Source organism: Neorhizobium sp. USDA 3394, assembly GCF_056280385.1.
Window position 1 is genome coordinate 2,264,840 of sequence record NZ_JBWCDU010000001.1, and the last position, 20,993, is coordinate 2,285,832.

Annotated in this window: 17 protein-coding genes and 1 pseudogene; 8 read left to right on the forward strand and 10 right to left on the reverse strand. The window is 62.1% G+C overall.

From position 1 onward, the window contains the following. Nucleotides 1–2: 2 nt before the first annotated feature. The 4 genes and pseudogenes from ACZ9EJ_RS10905 (at nucleotide 3) to rpmG (ending at nucleotide 2,590) form a co-directional block, all read left to right on the forward strand. The gene (locus ACZ9EJ_RS10905; protein WP_046640508.1) at nucleotides 3–455 is read left to right on the forward strand and encodes a DUF983 domain-containing protein; all 453 of its coding nucleotides are present in this window, start codon (nucleotides 3–5) and stop codon (nucleotides 453–455) included. Next, entirely contained in the window at nucleotides 452–1,135 is a 684-nt protein-coding gene (locus ACZ9EJ_RS10910; protein WP_370649722.1) for an NUDIX hydrolase, read from the forward strand. Before ACZ9EJ_RS10905 ends, ACZ9EJ_RS10910 begins: the two co-directional genes overlap by 4 nt. Before the next feature lie 10 nt (nucleotides 1,136–1,145). After that, a pseudogene (locus ACZ9EJ_RS10915) lies at nucleotides 1,146–2,331 on the forward strand (MFS transporter). A 91-nt stretch (nucleotides 2,332–2,422) separates the two neighbouring features. Next, a complete protein-coding gene (rpmG, locus tag ACZ9EJ_RS10920) occupies nucleotides 2,423–2,590 on the forward strand; it encodes a 50S ribosomal protein L33 (protein WP_003547442.1) in 168 nt (55 codons plus the stop codon). Between the two features lie 833 nt (nucleotides 2,591–3,423). On the opposite strand, the gene ACZ9EJ_RS10925 is transcribed toward rpmG, so the two are convergent. Both ACZ9EJ_RS10925 and ACZ9EJ_RS10930 read right to left on the reverse strand, forming a co-directional pair. After that, complete coding sequence (locus ACZ9EJ_RS10925; RefSeq protein WP_046635459.1) at nucleotides 3,424–4,794, reverse strand: PleD family two-component system response regulator; 1,371 nt, start codon at nucleotides 4,792–4,794, stop codon at nucleotides 3,424–3,426. 16 nt (nucleotides 4,795–4,810) lie between these two features. Beyond that, nucleotides 4,811–5,182: a response regulator gene (locus ACZ9EJ_RS10930; protein WP_007765577.1), complete on the reverse strand. Its 372-nt coding sequence runs from the start codon at nucleotides 5,180–5,182 to the stop codon at nucleotides 4,811–4,813. Between the two features lie 132 nt (nucleotides 5,183–5,314). Here ACZ9EJ_RS10930 and ACZ9EJ_RS10935 point away from each other — a divergent pair, with 132 nt between their 5' ends. Both ACZ9EJ_RS10935 and ACZ9EJ_RS10940 read left to right on the forward strand, forming a co-directional pair. Beyond that, nucleotides 5,315–5,623, forward strand: coding sequence for a DUF3572 domain-containing protein (locus ACZ9EJ_RS10935; protein WP_037080482.1), 309 nt, complete (start codon nucleotides 5,315–5,317; stop codon nucleotides 5,621–5,623). Between the two features lies 1 nt (nucleotide 5,624). After that, nucleotides 5,625–6,275 (forward strand): hypothetical protein, encoded by a 651-nt coding sequence (locus tag ACZ9EJ_RS10940; RefSeq protein WP_046640505.1) that lies wholly within the window; start codon nucleotides 5,625–5,627, stop codon nucleotides 6,273–6,275. A gap of 3 nt (nucleotides 6,276–6,278) precedes the next feature. Here ACZ9EJ_RS10940 and ACZ9EJ_RS10945 read toward each other — a convergent pair whose 3' ends face one another. Then, nucleotides 6,279–6,860: a GNAT family N-acetyltransferase gene (locus tag ACZ9EJ_RS10945; RefSeq protein ID WP_046640504.1), complete on the reverse strand. Its 582-nt coding sequence runs from the start codon at nucleotides 6,858–6,860 to the stop codon at nucleotides 6,279–6,281. A gap of 77 nt (nucleotides 6,861–6,937) precedes the next feature. On the opposite strand from ACZ9EJ_RS10945, the gene ACZ9EJ_RS10950 reads away from it, so the two are divergent. Then, nucleotides 6,938–8,230: a DNA polymerase IV gene (locus tag ACZ9EJ_RS10950; RefSeq protein ID WP_046640551.1), complete on the forward strand. Its 1,293-nt coding sequence runs from the start codon at nucleotides 6,938–6,940 to the stop codon at nucleotides 8,228–8,230. A gap of 108 nt (nucleotides 8,231–8,338) precedes the next feature. After that, entirely contained in the window at nucleotides 8,339–9,724 is a 1,386-nt protein-coding gene (locus tag ACZ9EJ_RS10955; RefSeq protein WP_080955731.1) for a L,D-transpeptidase, read from the forward strand. Between the two features lie 2 nt (nucleotides 9,725–9,726). Here ACZ9EJ_RS10955 and dnaE read toward each other — a convergent pair whose 3' ends face one another. The 7 genes from dnaE to ACZ9EJ_RS10990 all read right to left on the reverse strand — a co-directional run bounded on the left by dnaE (nucleotide 9,727) and on the right by ACZ9EJ_RS10990 (nucleotide 20,993). Continuing rightward, nucleotides 9,727–13,224, reverse strand: coding sequence for a DNA polymerase III subunit alpha (gene dnaE / locus ACZ9EJ_RS10960; protein ID WP_046640503.1), 3,498 nt, complete (start codon nucleotides 13,222–13,224; stop codon nucleotides 9,727–9,729). Nucleotides 13,225–14,360: 1,136 nt separating this feature from the next. Further along, a complete protein-coding gene (locus ACZ9EJ_RS10965) occupies nucleotides 14,361–15,044 on the reverse strand; it encodes an ABC transporter ATP-binding protein (protein ID WP_046640502.1) in 684 nt (227 codons plus the stop codon). A gap of 14 nt (nucleotides 15,045–15,058) precedes the next feature. Further along, nucleotides 15,059–16,366, reverse strand: coding sequence for a lipoprotein-releasing ABC transporter permease subunit (locus ACZ9EJ_RS10970; protein WP_046635466.1), 1,308 nt, complete (start codon nucleotides 16,364–16,366; stop codon nucleotides 15,059–15,061). A 54-nt stretch (nucleotides 16,367–16,420) separates the two neighbouring features. Next, nucleotides 16,421–17,746 carry a proline--tRNA ligase gene (gene proS / locus ACZ9EJ_RS10975; RefSeq protein ID WP_046635467.1) on the reverse strand — a complete coding sequence of 442 codons (1,326 nt, stop codon included), beginning with the start codon at nucleotides 17,744–17,746 and terminating at the stop codon, nucleotides 16,421–16,423. A 542-nt stretch (nucleotides 17,747–18,288) separates the two neighbouring features. Continuing rightward, complete coding sequence (locus tag ACZ9EJ_RS10980) at nucleotides 18,289–18,558, reverse strand: DUF1467 family protein (protein ID WP_046635468.1); 270 nt, start codon at nucleotides 18,556–18,558, stop codon at nucleotides 18,289–18,291. A 100-nt stretch (nucleotides 18,559–18,658) separates the two neighbouring features. After that, a complete protein-coding gene (gene mce, locus ACZ9EJ_RS10985; protein ID WP_046640501.1) occupies nucleotides 18,659–19,063 on the reverse strand; it encodes a methylmalonyl-CoA epimerase in 405 nt (134 codons plus the stop codon). Nucleotides 19,064–19,325: 262 nt separating this feature from the next. Next, a complete protein-coding gene (locus tag ACZ9EJ_RS10990) occupies nucleotides 19,326–20,993 on the reverse strand; it encodes a ribonuclease J (RefSeq protein ID WP_046635470.1) in 1,668 nt (555 codons plus the stop codon).

Here is a 20,993-nt window from a genome sequence, read left to right on the forward strand (position 1 = left end):
CAATGCAGAAACAGGGCGAACAGACCGTCCGATATGGTGGAGCGCCTGAGGCCGAAAGGCCGCTCGGCCGCTCCATCAAGCGGGGCATGCTCTCTACCTGTCCTGCCTGCGGCACCGGCCGCCTGTTCCGGGCCTTCCTGAAACCGGTCGATACCTGCGCCGTCTGCGGCGAGGAAATCCATCACCACCGCGCCGACGACCTGCCGGCCTATCTCGTCATCGTCGTCGTCGGTCACGTGCTGATGACCGGCTACATGCTGACCGACATGACGCTTCGGGTTTCGCCCTGGGTGCATCTCGCCATCTGGGTACCGATGGCGATCCTTGCGGCGCTTCTGACGATCCAGCCGATCAAGGGCGGCGTGATCGGCTTCCAGTGGGCACTGAAGATGCACGGCTTCAATGGTGCTGACGACGAAGCCGTCGATCCAGGCCGAGGCGGACCGATCGGATGACATCGTCTGCCGAGGAACACGCTCCGTTCGCTATGGACGCGCCGAAGCATGCCCGCGTGGCCGGCGTGACGCCCAGGGATGCAGCTTCACTGATCCTGATCGATCGCTCGGACACGGCTCCCCGGGTCCTCATGGGCCGGCGCGGCAGCGGCCACGTCTTCATGCCGGACGTCTACGTGTTCCCGGGCGGCAAGCGCGATCCTCGCGACCATGCCCTTCCCTTCGAAGCCGACCTCGACCCGCTCGTTTTCGAAAAGCTGGCGGTTGGCGCCAGCGCCCGCATGACCTCGGCCCGCGCCCGGGCCTTGGCGCTTGCGGCCCTCAGGGAACTCCACGAGGAGACGGGGCTTGGCGGCGGCGCTGCCGACCTCTCTCGCCTGCGTTACGTCGCCCGCGCCATCACGCCGCCCGGCAATGTCCGGCGCTACGATACGCGCTTCTTTCTTACCTTTGCCGACGAAACCCTCTTCGACATGACGCGCCTGGGCGACTCAAGCGAACTTCAGGACGTGCGCTGGGTTGACATTGCCGAGCTTTCGGGTCTGAAACTCCCGCGCATCACGCAGGCGGTTCTGGAGGACGTGAAAAACCTGATGGTCTCCGATCCATCTTTACCGTTTGGAAGCCCGGTGTCCTTCTACTTCATGCGTCATGGACGATTCGTCCGCAGCCGACTGTAAGGAATATTGAATGGCTCAGCCGACGACAGACGCCAACGGCCATGTCGAGAAGATTCACTGGCCGTCGCTGATTGCCGCCACATCCGCCATCAGTGCCGTGGGCATCGCCATCGGCCTCGGCCTGCCGCTCCTCAGCATCATTCTTGAAAAGCGCGGGATTTCCTCCACCCTGATCGGCCTCAACGCCGCCATGGCCGGCATCGCCTCGATGGTGGCGGCGCCAATCACCACCAAGATTGCCCACGACTGCGGCGTCGCGCGCACCATGATGTTCGCGGTGCTCGTCGCCGCCATCAGCGCCATCGGCTTCTATTACGCGGAGGCCTTCTGGATGTGGTTCCCGCTGCGTTTCACCTTCCACGGCGCAACGACAACGCTGTTCATCCTGTCGGAATTCTGGATCAACGAGGCAGCCCCTCCCCGGCGCCGTGGGCTCGTTCTCGGCATCTATGCGACAGTGCTCGCCATCGGCTTCGCAATCGGCCCCCTGCTCTTCTCCGCGCTCGGCAGCGACGGCATCCTTCCTTTCCTGGTCGGCGCGGCCATCATCATGCTGGCGATCATCCCGATCTTCATCGCCCGCAATGAAAGCCCCGTGCTGGACACCAAGCCGGACCGGCATTTCTTCCACTACATCTTCCTCGTTCCGACCGCGACGGCCGCTGTATTCGCCTTCGGCGCGGTGTCGGCGGCGCGGGCTGTCGCTGTTCCCGATCTATGCGCTGCGTTCCGCATTGACCGAACCCCAGACCGCGGTGCTGCTGACGGTGATGGGAATCGGCAACATGGCCTTCCAGATCCCGCTCGGTCTCTATTCCGACAAGCTGAAGGATCGGCGGCCGCTGCTGACCGCCATGGCGGTGCTGGGCGTCGCGGGATCGCTTGCCCTGCCCTTCCTGGTCCAGCACTGGATCATGATGGCCGTGGTGCTGTTCTTCTGGGGCGGTTGCGTGTCCGGCCTCTATACCGTCGGCCTGGCGCATCTCGGATCGAGGCTCAGCGGAGCCGACCTTGCCGCGGCCAACGCAGCCTTCATCTTCTGCTATGCGGTCGGTACGGTAGCCGGCCCGCAGGGCATCGGCGCGGCCATCGATATCGCCGGCAATAACGGTTTTGCCTGGGCATTGGCGGGATTCTTCGGCTTCTATGTGCTGGTTTCCATCTGCCGAATGCTTTTCCGGTCAAAACGGAGTTGACTTTTCGGGCGCGATTTGTAATTTCGCGCCAGATTTCGCCGTGGACCCAACCCGCGTCCGCGGCTTCATTTTTTCTTAGAGGCAGAACACCATGGCGAAAGCTACGACCATCAAGATCAAGCTGCTGTCGACGGCTGACACCGGTTTCTTCTACGTCACGACGAAGAACAGCCGCACGATGACCGACAAGATGACCAAGACCAAGTACGACCCGGTCGCCAAGAAGCACGTTGAATTCAAGGAAACCAAGATCAAGTAAGTCCTTGATCCGAGGTTTGTTGAAGGGCGCCGGCCGACAGGGCTAGGCGCCTTTTCTTTTGGCTTCGTCCCGAATCCTCGCCTTGCCGCGTGTTTTCCAGAACTCGGAACCGATTTTCGGGCCGATGCGGCAGCAGAGTGATCCAGAGCGAGACGGGCTGCGTAGAAATGGAAAAGCGCCGCTCCAGAGACTGGAAGCGGCGCTTTCAAATGGGGGTCGACCAGCCTGCAATCACGGCACGAGGAACCGCTTTGGTATGCCTGCCAGTCGACCGACCCCACGACCCAGGAGATGCGGCGGACCTGAGCATCATGGGGTATCTATGTACCATTTCGGGTACACTGTCTGGTCGGGGCCAAAATTGCGCAAAACGGAAAGAAAATCAACACAATCTTAATCTCGAACCGAATCCTTCACTGTTGTTGGTTAAAATCCGAGGCCGCTACCGATATTTGTCCGATTTTTTTGGCATAAATCCGAAGTTACTTCCGGTGCTTTATATGCTTACTTTGATCTAGCTCTTAGAAATGCCTTCCAAGTTTCAAGCACATCCTTGGTGAGCGCTGTCTATCTTCTCGGCCACGGAAAAAACTCAAAGCCAATACGAACAGCTATTCTCTATCGTCAAATCTGAGAGTGTGCAGATACCTTCGAAATTTCTTCGATGCGCTGCAGCAGGTCCAATAACTGATTACTGTTCATGAAATTCTTCCATTAATTAGCACCCGCAAAAAGTTAGGTTCTGCCCAAAAATAACTGGGGACCGTGGGCTTTTTTCTCGGTATTTCGCCGTTGAGAGAAGGCGGACGGGAATTTCAGGATTTACTGATTCTCTACGCGGCTGCGGCAACCACCCGGTTGCGCCCACCGTTTTTCGCTTCATACAACGCGCGGTCGGCCTGCTTCAGGAGCTGTTCCGGCGTTTCGGCGCCCTGCGTGCTGCAGGCGAGGCCGAGCGAGGCGGTGATATTGAGCATGATACCCGCCGTCTTCAAATGGAACGGCTGGCTCTCGATGATGCTGCGCAGCCGCTCGGCAATCGTGGCGGCCGACGTAGCGTCGGTATCGGGCATGACGACCACGAATTCCTCACCTCCGTAACGGCAGGCAAGATCGGCTCCCCTGACGGTCGAGCGGACGCGGGCCGCGAACTCCTTCAGTACCTCGTCGCCGGCATCGTGACCGTAGGCGTCGTTGACCGACTTGAAGCGGTCGATGTCGGTGATGCAGACGGACAGCGGCCGGGAGCGTGCGGCAGCCCGGTTGAACAGGACCTTGAGGTGATTGTCGAGATAACGCCGGTTGCTGAGGCCGGTCAGCCCGTCGGTGACGGCAAGCTCGATCGTCTGGCGGACACTCATGCGCAGGCGATCGTTGTAGCGCTTGCGCTTGATCTGGGTGATCACACGGGCCACGAGTTCGTTCGGATCGATCGGGCGGACGATATAGTCGTTGACGCCGAGGTCGAGCGCTCGCACGATCAGATCGTCGGCGCCCATTTCGGTCACCAGCAGCAGCGGCAGGAAGCGGGTGCGCTCCAACGAGCGCAGCTGCGAGCAGAGCCTCAGCGGATCGTACTCGTCGAAATTGGCGTTGACGATCACCAGATCGACCGGGCTCTCCGCGGCTTCAAATAGCGCCGCCTGCGGATCGGACATCGCAATGACGCCGGCAACCGGCTTAAGCGCCTTGATGATGCGCTCCTGCGAGCTCGCGCGGCCATCGACGAGCAGGACCTGGGCCATCTCTTCGCGGCCGTCGACACCCTTGAGCATGTCTTCCAGCCCGATATTGCTGGCCGTGTCGGCGCGGATGCGCAGTTCGTCGCTGAGCGTCTTCAGCCGCACCAGGCTTTTCACGCGCGAAATAAGCTGCAGGTCGTTGACCGGCTTGGTCAGGAAATCGTCGGCGCCGGCTTTCAGGCCGCGGACGCGGTCGGACGGCTGGTCGAGCGCGGTCACCATGACGACGGGAATATGGGCGGTGCGCGGATTGGACTTCAGCCGCTCGCAGACCTCGAAACCGTCAATGCCCGGCATCATGATGTCGAGCAGGATCAGGTCCACATGCGTGCTGTCGCAGATCGCCAGCGCCTTGTAGCCGTCGTCGGCGGTCAGGACGTCGAAATATTCGGCCAGAAGCCTGGCTTCGAGCAGCTTCACATTCGCCGGAATATCGTCGACTACCAGTATCCGCGCCGTCATGAGGTCCGTCCCGTTTTCACGCGTCGCCGAGATATGTTTTTATGGTCTCGATAAATTTCGGCACCGAGATGGGCTTCGAGACATAGGCCTCGCAACCGCCCTGGCGAATGCGTTCCTCGTCGCCCTTCATGGCAAAGGCGGTCACCGCGATCACCGGAATGACGTGCAGTTCATCGTCTTCCTTCAGCCATTTGGTGACTTCCAGACCCGAAACCTCAGGCAGCTGGATGTCCATCAAAATCAGGTCGGGGCGATGTTTGCGTGCAAGATCAAGCGCTTCCATACCGTTGCGGGTCTGGATGGTATCGTATCCCGATGCTTCGATCAGGTCGCGGAAGAGCTTCATGTTCAGCTCGTTGTCCTCGACGATCATGACCCGTTTGGGCATAGCGATCCGTTCCTTAAATCCCGGCTTGCATGAGTGCCTTCAGTATATAAGCTCCCGGAACGGCCGATTCCACGGAGCGCCTATCAGGCACGGTAAAGCCATTTAGTTGAAAAAGAGGTAATTCGGCGGACAATGCGGCGCGATCCCGGTAATGCTCGAAGCAACGAAGCCAAGGCGGAAGAGACGGCAGGCGCCATTCTTGGATGGCTCGCCAACGAACCCGACATGCTGGGCCGATTCCTCGCCCTTTCCGGCGTACAGCCCAACCAGTTGCGCAATGCGGTAAACGATCCGGGCTTTCTCGCCGGCATGATCGATTTCCTGATGGGCCATGAGCCGACGCTGCTCGCCTTCTGCGAGGCGACGGATACAAAACCTGAAGCCGTGGCGGCAGCCTCGCATCACTATTCCGGCCCCGGGCTCGATTCCGGCGATTATTGAGATGACCGAGATCCTCGACCTTTCCCATGTGCGCCTTGGCGACCGGCCGCTCGTCGTCTGCGATGTCGACGACGTGGTGCTGCATTTCGTTGCTCCCTTCCAGGAGTTTCTGCGGCGCGAAGGCCATGAGCTGCTGCCGCGCTCGTTTCGGCTCACCGGCAATATCGTCTCCATAGAGACCCAGATCGCGCTCGAGCATCCGGACGTGCGTCGGTTGATCGAGGATTTCTTCGAGGCCCAGGAAAACTGGCAGATCCCCACCGACTTGGTCGTCCAGACGCTCGAAACGCTGTCGAAGGATGCCGACGTCGTGTTCCTCACCGCCATGCCGCCGCGTTATCGCGACCACCGCCGCCGGCTTCTCGACCAGATCGGCCTCAGCTTCCCGCTGATCGCCAGCGAAGAGCCCAAGGGTCCGATCATGCAGCGCCTGCATGCCGGGCGTCCCCTGCCCTCGGTCTTCATCGACGACATGGCGCACAATCTCCACTCGGTTCGGGATCACGTCGCGGAATGCCTTGTCCTCCATATGATGCCCGACTCGCCCCTGCATCTGCTTGCGCCGAAACCTGCCGAAGGCATCGTCCGGGCAACCGACTGGAGCCATGCTGCCGAGCTGATCCGTCGCCATATCGAGCCCAAAGCCGCCTGACATCTAAAGCTCCAGCCGCATCAGCGGCCTTCCGTCCTTGCGGCGCTCTACCACGTCGAAGCCGGCTGCGTCGAAGATCGCCGTCGAGCCAATGCACAGCGTCACCGATTTCGACTGCTTCACATGATCGATCGGACAGGCATCGACGAAACGCGCTCCCATATGCCGGGCATGGTCAACTGCGCCGGACAGCAGGCGGTGGCTCAGTCCCTTGCCCCTGAGCTTCGACTTCAGGAAAAAACAGCTGACCGCCCAGACCGAGGGATCGGCTGCATCCGCTTCCTCCAGCGGGCGCGAAACGGTGCGCGGCGAATTGAACTGCGGCACGTCGTGCCGCGGCCCCACCTGCACCCAGGCCACCGGTTCATCCTCCGAATAGGCCAGAATGCCGGGCGGCGGACCGGCGGCTATGCGGTCGCGGATATGGTCCTTGCGCTCCTGCGGCCGCATCTTGGTACGCACCGCATGCGGCAGGCGCAGCGCGACGCACCAACAGTCGCAGAAGGCGCCATGCAGACCGAAAAGCATTTCGAAATCCTCCCAGCGCTCCGCCGTCACAGGCTCGAAACGAAGATCGATATCCACGCCAAACCTCTCCGCGCTCCCTTGTGACTCACGAGCTTAGGCCTTAACGTCGCAGTGTTCAATCTTTGTTCTCTGCCATGACGCCCACGCCTGACAAGACACCCGGCTTCTGTCGCGACTGCCTTGCGGAGCAGAAGGCGGAAGTGCGCCGCTGCCGCGCCTGCGGCAGCCCGCGCCTCGTCTATCACAAGGAGCTCTACGCGCTGACGCTGGCGCATATCGATTGCGACGCCTTTTATGCGACGATCGAAAAACGCGACAATCCGGATCTTGCCGACAAGCCCGTGATCATCGGCGGCGGCAAACGCGGCGTCGTCTCGACAGCCTGTTATATTGCCCGCATCAATGGCGTGCGCTCGGCGATGCCGATGTTCAAGGCGCTGGAACTCTGCCCTGACGCCGTCGTGATCCCGCCGAACATGGAGAAATACGTCACCGTCGGGCGGCAAGTGCGCGCCATGATGCAGGATCTGACGCCGCTGGTTCAGCCGCTGTCGATCGACGAGGCCTTTCTCGAACTTGCTGGCACCGAAAGGCTGCACCATGCCCCGCCGGCGCGAATTCTCGCCAAGTTCGCCAAGCGGGTGCAGGACGAGATCGGCATCAGCGTTTCTGTCGGCCTCTCCTATTGCAAGTTTCTCGCCAAGGTCGCCTCCGACCTGCAGAAGCCGCGCGGCTTTTCGGTGATCGGGCAGGAGGAGGCGCTGGAATTCCTCGCAGCCCGCCCCGTCACCACCATCTGGGGCGTCGGCAAGGCGTTCAACGCGACGCTGGAGGCGGACGGGATCCGCACCATCGGCCAGCTCCAGACCATGCAGGAAGCCGACCTGATGCGCCGCTACGGCTCGATGGGCCAGCGGCTCTATCGCCTCTCGCGCGGCATCGACGACCGCGAAGTGCATATAAACGACGCGGCCAAAAGCGTTTCGGCCGAGACCACCTTCTTCGACGACATATCTCGTTACGACGACCTGGTGCCGATCCTGCGCCGGCTTTCCGAAAAGGTCTCGGCGCGGCTGAAGAAGCATGGCATCGCCGGGCAGACCGTCGTTCTCAAGCTGAAGACCGCCGACTTCAAGAGCCGCACCCGCAACAAGCGGCTGGAGGACCCGACCCAGCTCGCCGACCGGATTTTCAGGACCGGCCTTTCGCTGATGGAACGCGAGACCGACGGCACCAAATTCCGCCTGCTCGGAATCGGCGTCACCGACCTCGGCGACCCGGCGCGTGCCGATCCGCCAGACCTCGTCGACCGCCAGGCTGGGCGCCGCGCGGCCGCGGAGGCGGCCATGGACAAGCTGCGCGACAAGTTCGGCAAGGCCGCGGTCGAGACCGGATATACTTTCGGCAGCCGCCGCCGGGATCAATGAAATGTGATCCGTTATTAACCATGACGCTAAAACTACTCGCGTCGCGGATAACCTTCCTTAAACCTCATGCGCTAATATCCGGGTCGTGTATTGCGTATGGGGTCGGTCATGTTGCGTCGCCTGGTGTTCGGGTTAGGTCTTTTGTCTGCGACCATGCTGTCGCATGCGGCTCTTGCGGAAGGTGCCCGCACGCTGCAGATCATCGTTTCCAAGGACAAGCAGTCGCTTGTCGTCTATGACGGCGAAACGGTCCTCACCACCTCAAAGGTATCGACCGGCAAGCAAGGCCACACGACGCCGAGCGGGATCTTCTCGATCCTCGAAAAACAGAAATATCACGAATCCAACCTCTATTCGAACGCGCCCATGCCGTGGATGCAGCGCCTGACCTGGTCGGGCATCGCGCTTCACGAGTCGAACAGCGTGCCGAACTATCCGGCCTCGCATGGCTGCGTGCGCATGCCGGGCGCATTTGCCAAATCACTCTTCCAGATGACCGAGCGCGGCGCGCATGTGATCATCACCGATGCGCCGGTCGTGCCGCAGCGGATCGAGAGCGCCAACCTGTTCCTGCCGCGCAAGCCGCTGCCGACCGGGCCGCTGCTTTCCGACGTGCAGCTGAGGACCTCGTCGATCGGCGGCAGTTCCAAGCCTGTCGATTCCAAGCCGGTCGAAGTGGCGATGAACGTCGTTCCGAACAATCCCTCGATCATCCATCCGACGACCGACGCGCGGCCTGCTCCCACCCAACCGGTCGCGGCCGCGAAAGAGGATGTCGCACCGCTGCGCATCCTCATCACCCGCCGCGGCGAGCGCGAGACATTGATGGATGCCCAGCTCCTGCTGCAGCAGCTCGGCTTCGACACCGGCGGCGGCGACGGCTTTGCCGGGCCGATGACCCGCAGCGCGATCGCCGGCTTCAAGCGCTGGAAGAACCTTTCGCCCAAGGGCGCGCTGGTGACGCCGGAATTCCTGGAATCGCTCTACGAGACCGCCGGCAAGCCGCGTCCGCCGATGGGCCAGATCATGGTGCGCCAGAATTTCCAGCCGCTGTTCGAGGCCCCGGTCGGCATCAAGGATCCCGAAATCGCGCTCGGCACGCATTTCTTCAGCGTCGACAAGGTCGAGCGCAAGGAAGAGACGGCCGAATGGCACAGCGTCACGGTTCCCAACGGCCTCAGCCCCGCGATGAAACAGCGGCTCGGGATCACGGTCGCCGACGATCCTTACGCGCCGGGCGCCGCGGCACAGGCTCTAAACCGTATCGAAATCCCGGCCGACATCCGCGACCGGATCGAAACGCTGATCAGCGACGGATCGTCTCTGACGATCAACGACCAGGGCATCGGCCAGGAAACCGGCGACGGCACCGATTTCATCACCGTCACCCAGCCGGTGCAGCGGGTGGCCGAAGCACAGGCCTCCATCACCAAGCCGCAGCCGGTCAGCCAGCGGCGGACGGCGGCGAGGCCCCGCGCCTACGGCCTCTACTGAGGCTAGACCAGCTCGACGTCCAGAACGCCCGGCGCTGTCCGAAGCGCTGCGGCGATTTCCGGCGAGATGCGGTATTTTTCCGTCAGCTCCACCTCGATTTCCCGCTTGCCGTCATCCTTGATGACCACGAAGGACACCAGCCCGTCGCCCCGGGCGTTGAGGTGCCGCGCGACGGCGCGCATCGGGCCTGAATCGCGCACGAAGACGCGCAGCGCCTTCTGCATCTGTACCGACTTTTCCTCGAGCGACTGGGCGGTCTGGATGCGCAGGCCGATGCCTTCCGGCCGCTCTTCCGCCTGCACGGTGATGACCAGCGACTTGCCGGGCTCCAGCAGGTCGCGGTATTGCGCCAGCCCCTCCGAGAACAGCACCGCCTCGAACTGGCCGGTCGCATCCGAGAAGGTGACGATGCCCATCTTGTTGCCGGTGCGGGTCTTGCGCTCCTGCTTGCTGGTCACCGTTCCGGCCAGCCGGCCGGCGGTGGCGCCCTGTTTCACGGCGGCGGAAAAGTCCGCGAAATTCTGGACGCGCATCTTGGCGAGCACGTTGGCATAGGCATCCAGCGGATGGGCGGAGAGATAGAAGCCGAGCACCTGGTATTCGCGCATCAGCTTTTCGGACGGCATCCAAGGCGTGAACGGCGGAAAAATCAGCGTTTCCGGCCCTGAGGCGGAGGACGAGCCGAACATGTCGTGCTGGCCGCTGACCTTTTCCCCTTGCGCGCGCTGCGCATAACCGATGATGCGGTCGAGGCCGCCACTCAGTTCGGCGCGGTCGCGGCCGAAACAATCGAAGGCGCCCGCCGAGATCAGGCTTTCCATGACGCGGCGGTTGACCTGTTTCGGATCGATCCGGAGGCAGAAATCCTCGATGCTGGCAAAGGGCACGTCGCCGCGCACCTCGGTAATGTGGTCGACCGCCGACTCACCGACGCCCTTGATGGCGGCCAGCGCATAATAGATGCGGTTCTCGCCGGTCTCGAACTGCCGGAACGAGGTCTGCACCGAGGGCGGAATGACCGCAATGCCGAGGCGGCCCGCATCCTGCCGGAAGTCGTTGAGCTTCTCGCTGTTCGACATATCGTAGGTCATCGAGGCGGCAAGGAACTCGACCGGGTAATGCGCCTTCATGAAGGCCGTCTGGTAGGAGACGATCGCGTAGGCCGCGGCGTGGGATTTGTTGAAACCGTAGTTCGCGAACTTGGCGAGCAGTTCGAAAATGTTGTTGGCCTGCGGCTTGGAGACGCCGTTCTTGATGGCGCCATCGACAAAGCGTTCGCTCTGCTGGTCCATCTCCGCCTTGATCTTCTTACCCATGGCGCGGCGCAGCAGGTCGGCCTCGCCGAGCGAATAGCCCGACAGCACCTGGGCGATCTGCATGACCTGCTCCTGGTAGACGATGACCCCTTGGGTCTCCTTCAGGAGATGGTCGATCATCGGATGGATCGACTCGATCTCCTCCTCGCCGTGCTTGCGGGCATTGTAGGTCGGAATGTTCTCCATCGGGCCCGGACGATAAAGCGCCACCAGCGCGATGATGTCCTCGATGCAGTCCGGCCGCATGCCGATCAGTGCCTTGCGCATGCCGGCACTTTCCACCTGGAACACGCCGACCGTCTCGCCGCGCGATAGCATTTCGTAGGTCCTGGTGTCGTCGAGCGGGATCTTGGCGAGATCGATCTCGATGCCGCGCTTGCGGCAGAAATCGACGGCGGTCTTCAGCACGGTCAGCGTCTTCAGGCCGAGGAAGTCGAACTTCACCAGGCCCGCCTGCTCCACCCATTTCATGTTGAACTGGGTGACCGGCATGTCCGAGCGCGGGTCGCGATACATCGGCACGAGCTTCGACAGCGGACGGTCGCCGATGACGATGCCGGCGGCGTGGGTCGAGGCGTGGCGATAAAGGCCTTCGATCTTCTGGGCGATATCGAGGAGGCGGGCGACGACCGGCTCCTTGTCGGCCTCCTCCTGGAATTTCGGATCCTCCTCGATCGCCTTCGAGAGCGGCGTCGGGTTGGCCGGGTTGTTCGGCACCAGCTTGCAGATTTTGTCGACCTGGCCATAGGGCATTTCGAGCACGCGTCCGACGTCGCGCAACGCGGCGCGCGCCTGCAGCGAACCGAAGGTGATGATCTGCGCCACCTGCTCGCGGCCGTATTTCTGCTGCACGTAGCGGATCACCTCTTCGCGGCGGTCCTGGCAGAAGTCGATGTCGAAGTCCGGCATCGAGACGCGGTCGGGATTGAGGAAGCGCTCGAACAGAAGCGAGAAGCGCAGCGGATCGACGTCGGTAATGGTCAGCGCATAGGCGACCAGCGAGCCCGCACCCGAGCCACGGCCCGGGCCGACCGGGATGCCTTGCTGCTTGGCCCACTTGATGAAGTCGGCAACGATCAGGAAGTAGCCCGGGAACTTCATCTTCTCGATGACGCTGAGTTCGAAATCCAGCCGATCCCGATAATCCTGCTCGGAATAACCGCGCGTCATGCCGAGCGTCGCGATTCGCTCTTCGAGCCCTTCGACGGACTGGCGGCGCAGCTCTTCGGCCTCGGCACGCTCGGCTTCCGCCGGATCGTCGGTGGCACCGGTGAAGCGCGGCAGGATCGGATTGCGGGTCTTCAGCACGAAGGAGCAGCGCCGCGCGATCTCGACCGTGTTTTCGAGCGCCTCAGGAAGGTCGGCGAACAGCTTCGCCATCTCGGCGCGGCTCTTCAGATAATGATCGGGCGTCAGGCGGAAGCGGGTGTCGTCCGAGACGATCGCGTTGTGGGCAACCGCCATCAGCGCGTCATGGGCATCGTAATCGGCCTTGGTGGGAAAGAAGGCCTCGTTGGTCGCGACCAGCGGCAGGTCGTGATCGTAGGCGAGCGTGACGATCTTGTGCTCGTGGCGCCGGTCGTAGGCGCCATGGCGCTGCAATTCGACATAAAGCCGATCGCCGAAGATCTCCTTGAGTTTCAGCAGCCTTGCTTCGGCAAGCGTGGCATTGCCTTCCTTCAGGACCGCGTCGACCGGCCCGCTGCCGGCGCCGGTCAGCGCGATCAGCCCCTCGGTACCGCCCTCTTCCAGCCAGGAACGGCAGATATGGGTCGACTGGTGCCCCTCGCCGCCGAGATAGGCGCGGCTGATGAGGTCGACGAGCCGTTCGTAGCCGACGGCATTGGCAGCCAGCACAACGATCGCCGGCAACTTGGCGAGCTGCTGGTGGCTGTTGCGCCGCTCGTCCGACTGGTCTTCCATATCGATCGACATCTGGCAGCCGATGATCGGCTGCAGGCCGTCGCCGATCGCCTTCTGGGCGAATTCCAGGGCTACGAACAGATTGTTGGTGTCGGTTATCGCGATCGCAGGCTGATTGTCCGCGATGGCCTTCGAGAGGATCTTCTTGAGCGGCAGGGCGCCTTCCAGAAGCGAATAGGCCGAATGGACGCGAAGGTGAACGAATTGAGGGGTGGTCCCCAGCTTTTCCGATCCCGATTTTACGTCCACTGTATCTGCCATATCTGCGCCTTACCCGTTTGATGAAGCGGGAACCATCTCATGAATCAGGCTATTGTCCGGCGCAGGGGCTTGAGAGTCCAGTTCGGAATTCCTCCCTCAACGCCTTTCGGCCGAGGGTCCAGATCACATGGCCATCATGATCATGGAGAGGCTGGCCACGAAGGTGGCGATGGAAGCGAATGCGGCAATGTCACGAAGCAGGTCAGTCATCGTCGTCTCCCGTGTTCTCTTATGTTTTTAATTTGTTCTCATTTTGTTTGAGAGTCAATAAAAGAACAGACCGGAAACAAACATGCCTCGATATCCTCCCTCACCTGGTAAACAAGGCGTTAATCCGGGGATCTGCCCGGTTGAACGCATGCCGAGGGATCCGGACCTGGAATGACCAGTCCGGGCATGAGCATGTTCGGACGGGGCGCTGAAAGCTGCCTCGTAAGATAAGTAATAGGTGACACCTCTCAGCGCCCCGTTCGGCTGTTTATGCCCGCGACTTCGGCCCCTCTGCCGTGGCCTTCCCGGACGATGTTCGTCTGACCCGTGGCGCCCGTCCGAACCGAGTTATCGGCAAGGCTTCCACAGGTCTCCGCCGGTTTCTCCGATAGGATCGGTCGGACTTGTCAAAGCCCGGCGAAACCATCCGGTTTGCCACCCTGTGTGCCGCACAGGCACGCCCGGCGCGCTGTTTCGGGCTTCAAGAGACGAAGGCTCGGTCCGTTTGCCTCCGTCTCTCCCCGTGTCGCCGGAGGGAGACCATTTTCCGCGAACCCCGGATGAAAGGACTTACGTCGTTTCCTGCCACCCGGCGCCGGTCCCGTCTCGCCGGCACGCCTGCCGGTGTATCCGCGACGGAACGGGGGGATTGTAGGCATGGGTTGCGGGGGCGGGGATGAGAGAAAGGCTAAGTGTTTGATAGGGCTGGCAGCGACGTGCCGAATGTGCCCGGAGAGGGTGGCGCGTGGAGGGTGGATCCTCGGGTCAAGCCCGAGGATGACGGAGGAGAGGGCACAACATCCCACCCAGCGGCGTCATCCTCGGGCTTGACCCGAGGATCCAGTCGCCGTGCGGTCGCACGGGGACACCCCTTTTATCAGGCGTCGTGTCCGGGAGAGGATCCAGACGCACGCATATACGCCTCTTCACATCTCGACGACTCTGCCGCCTTCGATCGTCACGCGGCGGTCCATGCGGCTGGCGAGGTCGTGGTTGTGGGTGGCGATCAGGGCCGCGAGGCCCGACTGGCGCACCAGGGCTTCCAGCGCGTCGAAGACATAGGATGCGGTCTTCGGGTCGAGATTGCCGGTCGGTTCGTCGGCGAGGAGCACGCGCGGGGCGTTGGCGACGGCACGGGCGATCGCCACGCGCTGCTGCTCGCCACCGGACAGTTCCGAGGGACGGTGCTCGGCGCGGTGGCCGATGCGCATATAGTCCAGAAGCTGGCTTGCCCGCTCCCTCGCCTCGGCCTTGGTAAGGCCGGCGATCAGCTGCGGCATCATGATGTTCTCGACGGCGGAAAACTCCGGCAGGAGATGGTGGAACTGGTAGACGAAACCGATCTTGTTGCGGCGCATCGCGGTGCGTTCCGCATCGGGAAGCCCGTTGCAGGCCTGCCCGGCAAGAAAGACCTCGCCGGCATCGGGATGTTCGAGCAGGCCGGCGAGATGCAGAAGCGTCGACTTGCCGGTGCCCGACGGAGCGACCAACGCGACGATCTCGCCGGTCTTCAGGTCGAAATCAGCCCCCTTGAGGATCGAAAGCGTGGTCTCGCCCTGGCCGTAGTGACGTTCGACGCCCGAGAGCTGCAAGACGGTTTTGGGTGCCATGAAGGATTTCGGTCCTATTCGTATCGAAGGGCCTGGACAGGATCGAGCCGGGAGGCCCGCCATGCCGGGAAGATGGTGGCGATGAAGGAGAGGACGAGCGCCATCATGACCACCGAGAAGGTTTCGCCAAAGCTCATCTCCGCCGGCAACTGGCTGAGGAAATAGAGCTGCGGATCGAAGAGGATGGTGCCCGATATCCAGGAAAAGAACTGGCGGATCGATTCGACGTTCAGACAGACGACCACGCCGAGCAGGACGCCTGCGAAGGTCCCGACCAGGCCGATCGCCGCCCCGGTCATGAAGAAGATGCGCATGATCGCACCCGCACCGGCGCCCATGGTGCGCAGGATGGCGATATCGCTGCCCTTGTCCTTCACCAGCATGATCAGGCCGGAGATGATGTTGAGCGCCGCCACCAGCACGATCAGGGTCAGGATCATGAACATGACGTTGCGCTCAACCTGGAGCGCGGAGAAGAAGGTCTGGTTGCGCTGCCGCCAGTCGGTGATGAAGATCTGGCGGCCCGCCGCCGCCTCGATCTTCGGGCGCAGGTCGTCGACATTGTCCGGATTGTCGATGAACAGCTCGATCGACTGAACGAGGCCTTCGGCATTGAAATAGAGCTGCGATTCCTCGAGCGGCATATAGATGATCGTCGCGTCGTATTCCGACATGCCGATCTCGAAAATGCCGGACACGGGGTAGGATTTGACGCGCGGATTGACGCCCATCGGCGTCACGTCGCCCTCCGGCGAAATCAGGGTGATCTGGTCGCCGGCGGACAGCCCGAGCTGGGCGGCGAGCCTGGAGCCCACCAGAACGCCCTGCCCCGAGGCAAAACCGACCATATCGCCGGATTTGACGTTGCCAGCGACTTCCGACAGCTTCTCGAGATCTTCCGGGCGGACGCCGCGCACCAGCGCGCCGGAACCGGCACCGCCGCGGCCCGATGCGAGCGTCTGGCCCTCGACCAGCGGCAGCGCCATCCGCACACCGGGGACGGCTGCAAATTTCTGCGTGAGTTCGGCGTAATCGGTGAGCGGTCCGTCGATCGGCTGGACGATCATGTGGCCATTGATGCCGAGAATGCGCGAGATCAGCTCGGTGCGGAAACCGTTCATGACAGCCATGACGATGATCAGCGTCGCGACGCCGAGCATGATGCCGATGAAGGAGAAGCCGGCGATGACCGAGATGAAAGCTTCCTTGCGGCGCGAGCGCAGGTAACGCCAGGCGACCATCCGCTCGAAAGCCGAGAAAGGACCGGCCGCAGGCGAACCGCCCGCCTTTACCGCTTCACCATTCGTCGCGACGCTCGCCATGCCATTTCCTCAACCTGCCGAAGGCGGGAAATCCGCCGTGATACGCCGACCGGCTTATCGGCCGGCGAGCCTGTTCATGGCCGCTTCGACGGTCAGCGTTTCGCGCTCGCCGGTCTTGCGGTCCTTGACCTCCACTTCGCCTGACGCGGCGGAGCGGGGTCCGACAATCACCTGGACCGGCACGCCGATCAGGTCGGCGGTCGCGAACTTGGTGCCGGCGCGCTCGTCCGTATCGTCGTAGAGCACGTCCTTGCCGACCGTCGCGAGACCGCCATAGAGCGTTTCGCAGATCCGGTCGCAGGCCTCGTCGCCGGGCTTCATGTTGATCACCACGACGTCGAACGGCGCGACCGATGCCGGCCAGATGATTCCGTTGTCGTCATGCGATGCTTCGATGATGGCGGGAACAAGGCGTGTCGGGCCGATACCGTAGGAACCCATGTGGACATGGTGTTCCTTGCCGTCCGGTCCCTGCACCTTGGCGCCCATCGGTTCCGAATACTTGGTGCCGAAATAGAAGATGTGACCGACCTCGATGCCGCGGGCGGACAGCCGGTCGGTCTCGGGAATGGCGTTGAACGCTTCCTCGTCGTGCATTTCCGAGGTCGCGGCGTAGACCGAGGTCCACTTGTCGAACACCGCCTGCATGGCCCCTACGTCATCGAAATCTGTATCCGTGCTGGGGATGTCGAAATTGACGAAATCCTTGTGGGAAAACACTTCCGACTCGCCGGTCTCGGCCAAGATGATGAATTCGTGGGACAGGTTGCCGCCGATCGGGCCGGTATCGGCGCGCATCGGGATCGCCCGCAGGCCAAGCCTCGAGAAGGTGCGCAGATAGGCGGTGAACATCTTGCGATAGGAATGCTCGGCACCTTCCTTGGTCAGGTCGAAGGAATAGGCATCCTTCATCAGGAACTCGCGCGAGCGCATGGTGCCGAAGCGGGGACGGATCTCGTCACGGAACTTCAGCTGGATGTGATAAAGGTTGAGCGGCAGGTTCTTGTAGGACTTGACGTAGGACCGGAAGATGTCCGTGATCATTTCCTCGTTGGTGGGGCCGTAGAGCATGGGCCGCTCCTGGCGGTCCTTGATGCGCAGCATTTCCTTGCCATAAGCGTCGTAGCGGCCGCTTTCCTGCCAGAGTTCGGCGGACTGCAGCGTCGGCATCAGCACCTCGATGGCGCCGGCACGGTTCTGCTCCTCGCGGATGATGTTGTTGACCTTGTCAAGCACGCGCTTGCCGAGCGGCAGCCAGGAATAGATGCCCTGGCTCTGCTGGCGGATCATGCCGGCACGCAGCATCAGCCGGTGGGACACGATTTCCGCTTCCTTGGGGTTTTCCTTCAGGATGGGCATAAAATAGCGGGACAGGCGCATCGCGATTTCCGAGGTTGTCAGGGCCTATCCTTAGGTTACAGGAATCGGCCATTTCTTCAGTGATATGGCGAGGGTACATAGCCGTTCCGGGGCTCCATGGGAACCCGCCCCCGCAGGAATCGCGAGGGTGTCACGATTCAGCGCCGGCATCTGCAGACCCGCTAAAAATGGGGATTTCGTGGCAAACGTGCGACATTTATGTCAACAGAAAAATTTTATCGAAGTGTAGCAAAAATACAAAAATAGCAGATGACAAAGCACATCCTTTGAGCTAGGTTCAGCTCACAAAAGAGGCAAGGAGTTCAAATTCTTGCCATTTCGCGGTCAAGTCTTGGGAGGATCAGATCTTAGGCGCGCTTGTCGCAGCCCCGGTAACGGTTAAGGATCACGCGAAACTAGAAACAAGGCTTAACCGCCTTGTTTTTTTTTGCTTTTTCGCCAGTCCGAACGGCGGCGTGCGGGTGCCTTCGTCACCGCTCCTATGCCCGCAAATCATGACAGGGGAATGACAGGCTCCCGATGGTCCTGCCTCATTCGTGCGCTTAGTCGAAGGTCGGCACGATGACGGGAATATCGGCAATGCCGACGCCGAAATAGGCGGATGCAACGTAATAGCCGACGTAGATCAGCAACGAGATCACCGTCGTCAGCAGGATGACGCGGCCGCCGCGAAACCGGGCCGGGGCGCTTTCCACAGTACCGTTGGTCACCTCGCCGTCTTCCTGCTGGCTGCGATAGCCGAGCGGCAGGACGATGAAGAGCACGGTCCACCAGATGATGAAGTAGATGGCGGCGACCGTCAAAAGCGGCATGGTTTCGACTCGATTCCGGTTCGAAGAATTGGCGCCTTATAGGCCTAAAGGCCAGCAAGCTCAAACCTGCATGCCCGGGCGTGATGTCACAGTTGCGGACTCAGACCTGTTCGAGCTCGACCAGGGTGCCGTTGAAGTCCTTCGGATGCAGGAAAAGCACAGGTTTTCCATGGGCTCCGGTCTTCGGATTGCCGTCTCCTAGCACGCGGGCACCGACCGCCTTCAACTGGTCGCGGGCAGCGATGATATCATCCACCTCGTAGCAGATATGGTGCATGCCGCCGGACGGGTTCTTCTCGAGGAAGGCCGCGATCGGCGAATCGGGTCCGAGCGGCTCGAGCAGTTCCACCTTGGTGTTGGGGAGTTCGACGAAGACCACGGTGACGCCATGCTCCGGCAAGGCCTGGGCCTGGGAGACGCGGGCGCCGAGGGTATCGCGATAGGCCGTGGTCGCGATGCCGAGATCCGGCACGGCGATGGCGATGTGATTGACGCGTCCGAGCATTTTTGTCCTCCCGAGTGCAGGTTAGGCGGTTTTGGAGCGGCTGCCTATAGAGATACGGACGGTGCCGCGGGCTCCCTATGATCTCCCCCCTTGAGGGAGAGATGTCACCGAAGGTGACAGAGGGGGGTGGCGACGGTGCGGCAAATACGGTGGAAGAAGAGTGTGCCGCAATCCCCCCCTCTGCCCTGCCGGGCATCTCCCCCTCAGGGGGGGAGATCGATTCGTGGCAACGCCTCATTCCAAAAGTGGCTGCTCTCGCCCCTCAGAGCCTTGTCACGAACACCGTCACGATCGGTTTCTTGCCCCAGGCCTCGTTGGCGGTGGAGCGGACGGCGCGGCGGATGGCCTCACGGACCATGTCGAGGTCCTTGCGGCGGGCACGCGGGATGCTTTCGACGGCGCCGAGCACCGCGTCATAAAGCGTATCCTCCATGTCCTCGCCCTCGTCGTCGAACTCCGGCAGGCCGAAGGCGATGAGATCGGGATCGGTGACGAAGTCATAGCGGGTGTCGAGCAGGACGTTGATGGAGACATGGCCGACGAAGGAGAGCTTGCGGCGGTCGCCGATGCCCATTTCCTCGAAATCGCCGATCAGCTTGCCGTCCTTGAAGATGCGTCCATGCGGCGCTTCGCCGATGACCTCGGCCGGGCCGGGCGCGAGGCGCAGGATATCGCCGTTGCGGACACGCGGAATGGTCTTGATGCCAACGGATGCGCCGAGTTCGGCCTGGGCCGTCAGGTGCGCCGCCTCGCCATGGACGGGCACGAGGATCTGCGGGCGGGTCCATTCATACATCTGCACCAGTTCGCTGCGGCGCGGATGGCCGGAAACGTGGACGAGCGCATCGCTGTCGGTGACGATCTTGATGCCCTGCTCGATCAGGCCGTTCTTGATCTCGATGATCGCCTTCTCGTTGCCGGGAATGGTGCGCGAGGAGAAGACCACCGTATCGCCTGCGGTCAGCGCCACATGGCGCATCTCGTCGCGGGCGATCTTGGCAAGCGCCGCACGGGGCTCGCCCTGGCTGCCGGTCAGGATCACCACGATCTTGTCGCGCGGGATATAGCCATATTCGTCCTCGGCGATGAAGGGCTTCAGGCCCTCCATGATGCCGATATCGCGGGCGACGCCGACGACGCGCTTCAGCGACGAACCGAGCAGCAGCACTTCGCGGCCGGCAGCGTCTGCGGCCTGCGCGATCGAGCGGATGCGGCCGACATTCGACGAGAAGGTGGTGATCGCCACCCTGCCCTCAGCGGCCTCGATGATCTTGCGCAAGCCCTCGGACACCTCCTCCTCGGAAGGCGAAACGCCCTCGCGCATGGAGTTGGTGCTGTCGCACATCAGCGCCAGCACGCCCTCGTCGCCGATCTTGCGGAAGCGCGTCTCGTCGGTGAACGGTCCGAGCGACGGCGCATGGTCGATCTTCCAGTCGCCGGTATGGACGACGTTGCCGAGCGGGGTGCGGATGACCAGCGACATCGGTTCGGGGATCGAATGGTTGACGCCGACCGCCTCGATCTCGAACGGACCGATATTGATGCGGTCGCCGGCCTTGAAGATCGTCACCGGGATTTCGGCGCGCGAACCTTCGTAATTGCGTTTCGCCTCCAGCATGCCGGCGGTGAACGGCGAGGCATAGACGGGCACGTTGAGGCCCGGCCAGAGGTCGTTCATGGCGCCGTAGTGATCCTCATGCGCGTGGGTGATGATCATCGCCTTGAGATGGCTGCGCTGGCTGGCGAGGAAGCGGATATCGGGCAGCACGAGATCGACGCCCGGCAGGTCCGGCCCAGGGAAGGTTACGCCGCAGTCGACCATGATCCACTGGCGCTTCTCCGGCGTTCCATAGCCGTAGAGGGCGAGGTTCATGCCGATCTCGCCCACGCCGCCAAGCGGCAGAAACACCAGTTCTTCTTGGTTTGCCAT